This window comes from Mesorhizobium sp. M7A.F.Ca.CA.002.04.1.1 (genome assembly GCF_004022805.1).
Classification (GTDB): domain Bacteria; phylum Pseudomonadota; class Alphaproteobacteria; order Rhizobiales; family Rhizobiaceae; genus Mesorhizobium; species Mesorhizobium ciceri.
Genome location: NZ_RZPL01000233.1, coordinates 1 through 7,413 on the forward strand (window position 1 = coordinate 1; position 7,413 = coordinate 7,413).

Consider the following 7,413-nt stretch of genomic DNA (forward strand, 5'->3'; position numbering starts at 1 on the left):
GGGTTCGCTGAAAAGCGGTTGGTTTGTTGTCGGTGCCTGCGGGGCCATGTCGCCGTCTAGTGCCATGATTGCGTCGGATGTATGAAACGCATTGTGGCGATTATGCAACAAGTGTGACCGAGACGGAAATCTTTCGCGAGCCGATCCCCTGAAAAGAGCGCGGGTTCAGATCAAAGGCTCAGCCCTGGCGCGACGATTTGTAGACGTTGACGCCAAGTTCGCGGATCTTCTTGCGCAGCGTGTTGCGGTTCAAGCCAAGCAGTTCCGCGGCCTTGATCTGGTTGCCGCGGGTTGCCGTCATCGAGGCCAGGACGAGTGGAAACTCGACCTCGGACAGGATGCGTTGATAAAGCCCGGCAGGTGGCAAATCGCCGGCAAACGAGGCGAAATAGCGTTGCAGGAAGTGCTCGACCGCCTGGCCGATCGACAAATCGTCGGGAATGAGATTGCCGCCACCCGGCACCACGGGACGTTCGCCGGTCTTGAGCTCGGCCTCGATGATCTCGGCGGAAATCTCGTCCTGCGAATAGAGCGCGGCGAGCCTGCGAACCAGGTTTTCCAGTTCGCGCACATTGCCCGGCCACGGATAGCGCTTCATCAACTCGATGCCGCCGGAAGAAATGCGCTTGGTCTGCAGGCCTTCCATTTCGCCGAGCTTGAAGAAGTGGCGGACAAGGTCGGGCACATCCTCGGAGCGCTCACGCAGCGCGGGCAGCCGGAGCGGCACCACGTTGAGGCGATAGAACAGATCCTCGCGAAAAAGCCCCTGGTTGATCAGGGTGCGCAGATCCTTGTTGGTGGCGGCGACGATGCGCACGTCGGTCTTGATCGGCGTGCGTCCGCCAACCGTCGTGTATTCGCCCTGCTGGAGCACGCGCAGCAGGCGGGTCTGCGCCTCCATCGGCATGTCGCCGATTTCATCGAGGAACAGCGTGCCGCCTTCAGCCTGCTCGAAGCGTCCGGTCGAGCGATTCTGCGCGCCGGTGAAGGCGCCCTTCTCGTGACCGAACAGTTCCGATTCGATCAGGTCGCGCGGGATCGCCGCCATGTTGATGGCGACGAACGGGCCGCCACGGCGGCGGCCATATTCATGCAGCGCGCGCGCCACCAGTTCCTTGCCGGTGCCGGATTCGCCCGAGATCATCACCGTCAGGTCGGTCTGCATCATGCGCGCCAGCATGCGGTAGATGTCCTGCATGGCGGCCGAACGGCCGACCAGCGGCATTGCATCGGGCTGCTCTTCCGGCCGCGCATCGATCTTCGGCCGTCGCGGCTCGGAAAGCGCCCGGTTGACGATGTTGAGCAGTTCGGTCAGGTCGAACGGCTTGGGCAGATACTCATAGGCGCCGGTTTCAGACGCGCGGATCGCCGTCATGAAGGTGTTCTGGGCGCTCATGACGATGACCGGCAGTTCCGGCCTCGCCTTCTTGATGCGCGGCAGCATGTCGAAGGCGTTCTCGTCCGGCATCACCACATCGGTGATGACCAGATCGCCCTCGCCCGCCGCCACCCAGCGCCACAAAGTCGAAGCATTGGAGGTGACGCGCACCTCGTGGCCGACGCGCGAAAGCGCCTGGTTGAGGACAGTGCGGATCGCCGCATCGTCGTCGGCGACGAGAATATTGCCGCGAACGGTCATTTGCGGTCTCCTTCACCGTCTTCATCGGCGCCGTATGGCGCTTCTTTCCAGGCCGGCATCAGGATGCGGAATGTGGTCCCGCGCGGCGTCGATTCGCATTCGATGATGCCGCCATGTTCGCCGACGATTTTGGCGACCAGCGCCAGCCCCAGCCCCGAGCCGTTCGGCTTGGTGGTGATGAACGGGTCGAACAGGATCGGCAAGATGTCTTCCGAGACGCCGGAGCCATTGTCGCGCACACAGAACTCCAGCGGCAGCGACACGCGGTCCTGCGTGCCCGGCACTGAAACACGGATGCCTGGCCGGAAGGCGGTCGACAGCACGATCTCGCCCTGCGGGTCACTGCCGATCGCCTCGGCGGCGTTCTTGACCAGGTTGAGGAACACCTGGATCAACTGGTCGCGGTTGGCAAACACCGGAGGCAACGAAGGATCATAGTCCTCCAATATCTTGATTCTCTTGGCAAAACCGTTCTTGGCAATGGCCTTCACATGGTCGAGCACGACATGGATGTTGACGGGGTAGCGGTCGATCGGCCGCTCGTCGGAAAACACCTCCATGCGATCGACCAGCGACACGATGCGGTCGGTCTCGTCGGTGATCAGCCGCGTCAGCGCACGGTCTTCGTCGGAAGCCGACAGTTCCAGCAACTGGGCAGCGCCGCGGATGCCGGAGAGCGGGTTCTTGATCTCATGGGCAAGCATCGCGGCCAGGCCGGTGACCGAGCGCGCTGCGCCCCGATGCGTCATCTGCCGGTCGATCTTGTCGGCCATCGACCGTTCCTGGAACATAACCACCACCGAGCCCGGAAATTCCGGTACCGGCGCGACATAGAGATCGACGACCTTCTCGATGCCGAGACGCGGCGACGACACGTCGACGCGATACTCGTTGACCGGTGCCAGGCGCTCGCGCACCTGGTCGACCAGCGTCAGCAGCGGGCTGCCGAAGGGAATGAGTTTTGACAGCGTGTTGCGGGCGAGCATGGTCGCGCTTGAACGAAAGAAGTCCTCCGCGTCGGCGTTGGCAAAGGTGATGAAGCCTTCCTCGCTGATCATGATCACCGGGCGGCGGATGGTGTTGAGTACGATCTGGGCGGCATCCGCCATTTCAGCGCCTTGGCCGGCGGCGGCGTTCATGCGGCACTCCGCAGGGTCAAAGGTTGCGGATCGCGCGAAAACACATCGCGCAGCAAGGCAATGACGCGCGCGGGCTCGAATGCGGTCAGTATGGCCTTTCGGCTGTCGTCGGCTACGCCGCCGGCATGCCGATCAAGATACCAGCCAAGATGCTTGCGCGCCTGGCGCAGGCCGCTTTCGGCGCCGTAGAGCGCCAGCATATCCTCATAGTGGGCCACGATGTAGTCGGCGAGCGCCGTCGGGTTCTGTGGAATATTTGGCGTCGCTTCGCCTGTCGCTGCGGCCGCAACGCCACCTGCGATCCAAGGCGCGCCATAATGGGCACGGCCAATCATCACGGCGTCGGCACCCGATTGATCGAGAATGTCGGCCGCTTCCGCCGGCGAAGAGACGTCACCATTGGCGACGACCGGGATGGACACGGCTTCCTTGACGCGGGCGATGGCGCGCCAGTCGGCCTTGCCCTGATAGAACTGGCAGCGCGTTCGGCCGTGCACGGTCACCATGCTGACACCGGCCTGCTCGGCGCGGCGCGCCAGCATCGGCGCGTTGAGCGCGCCTTCGTCCCAGCCAAGCCGCATCTTGACCGTCACTGGCACCTCGACCGCGCCGACAACGGCGTCGATCAGCGACAGTGCGTGGTCGAGATCCAGCATCAATGCCGAGCCGGCATAACCGCCGGTGACCTTCTTGGCCGGGCATCCCATGTTGATGTCGATAATGTCGGCGCCCTCGCCGGCGGCGATTCTGGCACCTTCGGCCATGTGCATCGCCTCGCGGCCTGCAAGCTGAACCATATGGACGGGCAGGCCGGAGTGGCGTATGCGCAGGTTGAAACCGGCCCTGCCCTTGGCGAGCTCGCCGCTGGCAACCATTTCGGACACGACCAAGCCCGCACCATGCGCGTGGGCACGCTGCCGGAACGGCTCGTCCGTAATGCCCGACATCGGCGCGAGGAACACGCGATTGCGGAGTTTCACGCCGCCGACGTTAAGCGGCGCGGCCAATTTGGTCAAATTAACCATGCACAAAAACCAAGCATCTTCATTCGTTGCACATTCTCTAGCCATATCGGCCGCAATGTGCAACGCGGAATGACGCCACATTAAGGCGCAATCGGAAAAATGCTGGCCTTCGGGACTGGGTGCGGCCAAAGCGCCGCGCGCCCCGTGGGACGCGCAAAGGACGCTTTGGGATTCATATTTGACGCACGATCTTTGCCGAAAACCGATTACACTTTTCGGGATCGTGCGCTAAGCCAATCTGCAATGACTGACGCAAGTGAAAATCACGTTTCGAGTGCGGATGGCAAGGTCGCGGTGGTAATCGTCGCGGCCGGCCGTGGTGCGCGCGCCGGACAGGCCAACGGACCGAAGCAATATCAACACATTGGCGGCTTTGCCGTTATCGCACACACGCTTGACATTTTTCTGGCCCACCCGCGGACCAGCGAGATCGTCGTCGCCATTCATGCCGACGACCATGAACTGTTCCGGCAGGCGGCGGGCACCAACGCCGAGCGCGTTAGCGCCGTTATCGGCGGGGCGACCAGGCAGGAATCCGTCCGGCTCGGCCTGCTTGCCCTTAGAGACCACGCGCCGGGGCAGGTTCTGATCCACGATGCCGTGCGTCCGTTTGTCGATGCGGACCTGATAGATCGCACCATCGCCGCCATCGGCGAGCGCGAGGGCGCATTGCCCGCTTTGCCCGTCGCCGACACGCTGAAGCGCGAGTCGGCCTCCGGCGTGGTTGGCGAAACCGTTTCGCGCAGCGGTCTTCACGCGGCGCAAACGCCGCAGGGCTTTCCGTTCTGGCCCATCCTTGCCGCGCACGAGAAAGCCCATCATCTGGGAAAAATGGATTTTACCGACGATGCCGCGATCGCCGAATGGGCGCATATTCCGGTCAAGATCGTTCCGGGCTCGCCGGACAATGTCAAACTCACCTGGGCACGGGATATTGCCATGGCGGACCAGCGGCTTTCCGGCGAACGTGTGCGCTTTCCCGACATCCGGACCGGCAATGGCTACGACGTCCATGCTTTCGAGCCCGGCGACCATGTTACACTGTGTGGAGTCGCCATTGCACACGACAAGAAACTGTCCGGCCATTCCGACGCCGATGTCGGTCTGCATGCTCTGACCGATGCGTTGCTGGCGACCTGCGGCGCCGGCGACATCGGTACGCATTTTCCGCCGTCCGACCCGCAGTGGAAAGGCGCTGCATCGCGGATCTTCGTCGAGCATGCGGCAGGGCTGGTGCGCGAGCGCGGCGGCCGCATCGCCAATGCCGATATCACGTTGATCTGCGAAGCGCCGCGCGTCGGCCCGCACCGCGAGGCGATGACGGCAGCCCTGTCGCAGATGCTGGCAATTTCCGCGGATCGCATCTCGATCAAGGCGACAACCAACGAGAAGCTCGGCTTCGTCGGGCGCGAGGAAGGCATTGCGGCGATCGCCACTGCCAGCGTGGTGTTTCCCGGCGAGGTGCCGGAATGACCAACAGCGACCTGGCAAATGCCTTGCTGCAAGCCTGCCAGAAACGCGGCATCATGCTGGCAACGGCGGAAAGCTGCACCGGCGGCATGATCATCGCGGCACTCACCGACATCGCGGGCTCGTCCGCCGTGGTCGATCGCGGCTTCATCGCCTATTCCAACGAAGCCAAGATGGACATGCTCGGCGTTTCCGCCGCCACGCTCGATGCGCATGGGGCGGTTTCGCGCGAGACTGCGATCGAAATGGCGACAGGCGCGCTTACCCGTTCGCGCGCCGGGCTGACCCTGGCGGTTACCGGGATCGCCGGGCCTGGCGGCGGTTCGGCGGAAAAACCGGTCGGCCTGGTCTGGTTCGGGGTTGCGCTGGACGGCCGACCGATTGTCGCCGAGCACCAACTCTTTGCAGACAAAGGCCGCGATTTCATCCGTCGCGAAACGGTCCGGCAAGCGCTGGAACTGGGCCTGCAAGCACTCGGATAGGATTATAAAACGTTGGGCGGGCGGACCCGAAAGCCGGATTTGCGGCTACGTTTTCGATTCCGGGCTGCTTTGCCCCAAGTGTGGCTCCGTCCCAGCCAGCAGCCGCTGAATATTGGCACGATGGCGCATAACCACGTAGATGCTGCCCGCAATCACCAGCAACCGATAGGCCAACGGTTGCTCCAGGCCACAGATGAGGGCGATCGCGGTCAACGCCGCTACCATCGAACTCAGGGAAACTATCCGAGACGTAGCCAGCACAGCACCAAAAGCCGCCGCAGCCCCCACACCTACCGGCCAAGACAGAGCCAGCAACACGCCAAGCCCCGTCGCAGCGGATTTGCCACCTGTGAAATTCAACCAGATCGAACGGCCATGTCCCAACAACACGGCAATTCCGGCCAGGCAAACAGCCCAAGGCACCCAGGCTTGCAGGTCAAGCGGGGTCGATAGCGTAACCAACGGCAACGTGATGAACCCAGCGGGCAAAGACGATCGCCCCAGCACCTTTCAGCACATCCACCAGCAACACCACCAACGCCGGCCATTTTCCCAAGACCCGCAAGACGTTCGTTGCCCCGGTGGATTTGGAGCCATGCTCCCGGATATCGATGCCCTTGAGCAGCTTCCCCGCCAGATAACCCGTGGGCATTGAACCGAAGAGATAGGCGATCGCCAGTCCAACGGTGCTTGCTATCCAGAAAAGCATGCGCAAGCCTCAAGACGGTTTTGTACCGTAGATGACGTCGGCGCGCTTCTCAAAGGCTTCGGCGAACATGCGGAAGGCACGATCGAACATGGTTCCCATGACCGCGCCCAGAATACGGCTCTTGAACTCGTAGTCGATGAAGAAGCGGACGGCGCAACCGGCGCCGTCGGGTTCGAAACGCCAGACATTGCTCAAATATTTGAACGGCCCGTCGATGTACTTCACGTCGATGGTGTTCTCGTCGGGCTTCAGCAGTACCTGCGTCGTGAAGGTTTCGCGGATCGCCTTGTAGCCGATGCTCATGTCGGCAAGGAGAACGGTACGCCCGTCACGCTCCTTGCGCGAGCGAACCGTCAGCGCTTCGCAAAGCGGCAGGAATTGCGGATAGGATTCAACATCGGCGACCAAAGCGAACATCTGCTCGGGTGTATGGGATACGCGTCGGGTAGCTTCGAATTTTGGCATGAAACCGGCTGATTAAGCTGATTTCTTGAGAATCGCTTCCCGTGCCGCACGCAGCTTGGCGAAATCGTCGCCGGCGTGATGCGATGAACGCGTCAGCGGGCTGGACGCCACCAGCAGGAAACCCTTGGTCCGGCCGATCGTCTCAAAGGATTTGAACTCCTCCGGCGTAACAAAGCGGATCACCGGGTGGTGCTTCTTCGACGGCTGCAGATACTGGCCTATGGTCATGAAGTCGACATTGGCCGAACGCAGATCGTCCATCAACTGCAGGATTTCATTCCGTTCTTCGCCCAGCCCCACCATGATGCCGGACTTGGTGAAGATCGACGGATCAAGCTCCTTGACCCGCTGCAACAGCCGGATCGAATGGAAATAGCGGGCGCCCGGACGAACCGTCAGATAGTTCGACGGAACGGTTTCGAGATTGTGGTTGAAGACGTCGGGTTTGGCCGCCACGACGATCTCCAGCGCGCCGTCCTTGCGC

At 62.3% G+C, this 7,413-nt stretch carries 6 protein-coding genes and 2 pseudogenes; 2 read left to right on the top strand and 6 right to left on the bottom strand.

Translation table 11 applies throughout. From position 1 onward, the window contains the following. Positions 1–178 precede the first annotated feature (178 nt). From ntrC to dusB, 3 genes are read right to left on the bottom strand one after another with little or no spacing between them, the layout of a single operon-like run. The gene (ntrC, locus tag ENZ75_RS14345) at positions 179–1,639 is read right to left on the bottom strand and encodes a nitrogen regulation protein NR(I) (RefSeq protein ID WP_024505195.1); all 1,461 of its coding nucleotides are present in this window, start codon (positions 1,637–1,639) and stop codon (positions 179–181) included. Beyond that, positions 1,636–2,778 carry a nitrogen regulation protein NR(II) gene (locus tag ENZ75_RS14350; RefSeq protein WP_013531493.1) on the bottom strand — a complete coding sequence of 381 codons (1,143 nt, stop codon included), beginning with the start codon at positions 2,776–2,778 and terminating at the stop codon, positions 1,636–1,638. Before ENZ75_RS14350 ends, ntrC begins: the two co-directional genes overlap by 4 nt. Next, positions 2,775–3,803: a tRNA dihydrouridine synthase DusB gene (gene dusB / locus ENZ75_RS14355; protein ID WP_063168046.1), complete on the bottom strand. Its 1,029-nt coding sequence runs from the start codon at positions 3,801–3,803 to the stop codon at positions 2,775–2,777. The genes ENZ75_RS14350 and dusB overlap by 4 nt, the downstream gene beginning before the upstream one ends. Before the next feature lie 243 nt (positions 3,804–4,046). On the opposite strand from dusB, the gene ENZ75_RS14360 reads away from it, so the two are divergent. Next, positions 4,047–5,276 carry a bifunctional 2-C-methyl-D-erythritol 4-phosphate cytidylyltransferase/2-C-methyl-D-erythritol 2,4-cyclodiphosphate synthase gene (locus ENZ75_RS14360; protein ID WP_013531491.1) on the top strand — a complete coding sequence of 410 codons (1,230 nt, stop codon included), beginning with the start codon at positions 4,047–4,049 and terminating at the stop codon, positions 5,274–5,276. Further along, positions 5,273–5,755 (top strand): CinA family protein, encoded by a 483-nt coding sequence (locus ENZ75_RS14365; RefSeq protein WP_063168047.1) that lies wholly within the window; start codon positions 5,273–5,275, stop codon positions 5,753–5,755. Before ENZ75_RS14360 ends, ENZ75_RS14365 begins: the two co-directional genes overlap by 4 nt. Positions 5,756–5,800: 45 nt before the next feature. On the opposite strand, the pseudogene plsY reads toward ENZ75_RS14365, so the two are convergent. The 3 genes and pseudogenes from plsY to ENZ75_RS14380 all read right to left on the bottom strand — a co-directional run. Then, a pseudogene (plsY, locus tag ENZ75_RS14370) lies at positions 5,801–6,464 on the bottom strand (glycerol-3-phosphate 1-O-acyltransferase PlsY). Between the two features lie 9 nt (positions 6,465–6,473). Next, positions 6,474–6,929: a type II toxin-antitoxin system RatA family toxin gene (locus tag ENZ75_RS14375; RefSeq protein ID WP_013531488.1), complete on the bottom strand. Its 456-nt coding sequence runs from the start codon at positions 6,927–6,929 to the stop codon at positions 6,474–6,476. A gap of 12 nt (positions 6,930–6,941) precedes the next feature. Continuing rightward, positions 6,942–7,413, bottom strand: a pseudogene (locus tag ENZ75_RS14380) (lipoyl synthase); the annotation flags it as partial.

Bases quoted from the DNA above. Each gene is read 5' to 3' on its own strand.
- dusB (WP_063168046.1), bottom strand. From the start codon at position 3,803: ATGGTTAATTTGACCAAATTGGCCGCGCCGCTTAACGTCGGCGGCGTG.
- ENZ75_RS14360 (WP_013531491.1), top strand. From the start codon at position 4,047: ATGACTGACGCAAGTGAAAATCACGTTTCGAGTGCGGATGGCAAGGTC.
- ENZ75_RS14375 (WP_013531488.1), bottom strand. From the start codon at position 6,929: ATGCCAAAATTCGAAGCTACCCGACGCGTATCCCATACACCCGAGCAG.
- ntrC (WP_024505195.1), bottom strand. From the start codon at position 1,639: ATGACCGTTCGCGGCAATATTCTCGTCGCCGACGACGATGCGGCGATC.
- ENZ75_RS14350 (WP_013531493.1), bottom strand. From the start codon at position 2,778: ATGAACGCCGCCGCCGGCCAAGGCGCTGAAATGGCGGATGCCGCCCAG.
- ENZ75_RS14365 (WP_063168047.1), top strand. From the start codon at position 5,273: ATGACCAACAGCGACCTGGCAAATGCCTTGCTGCAAGCCTGCCAGAAA.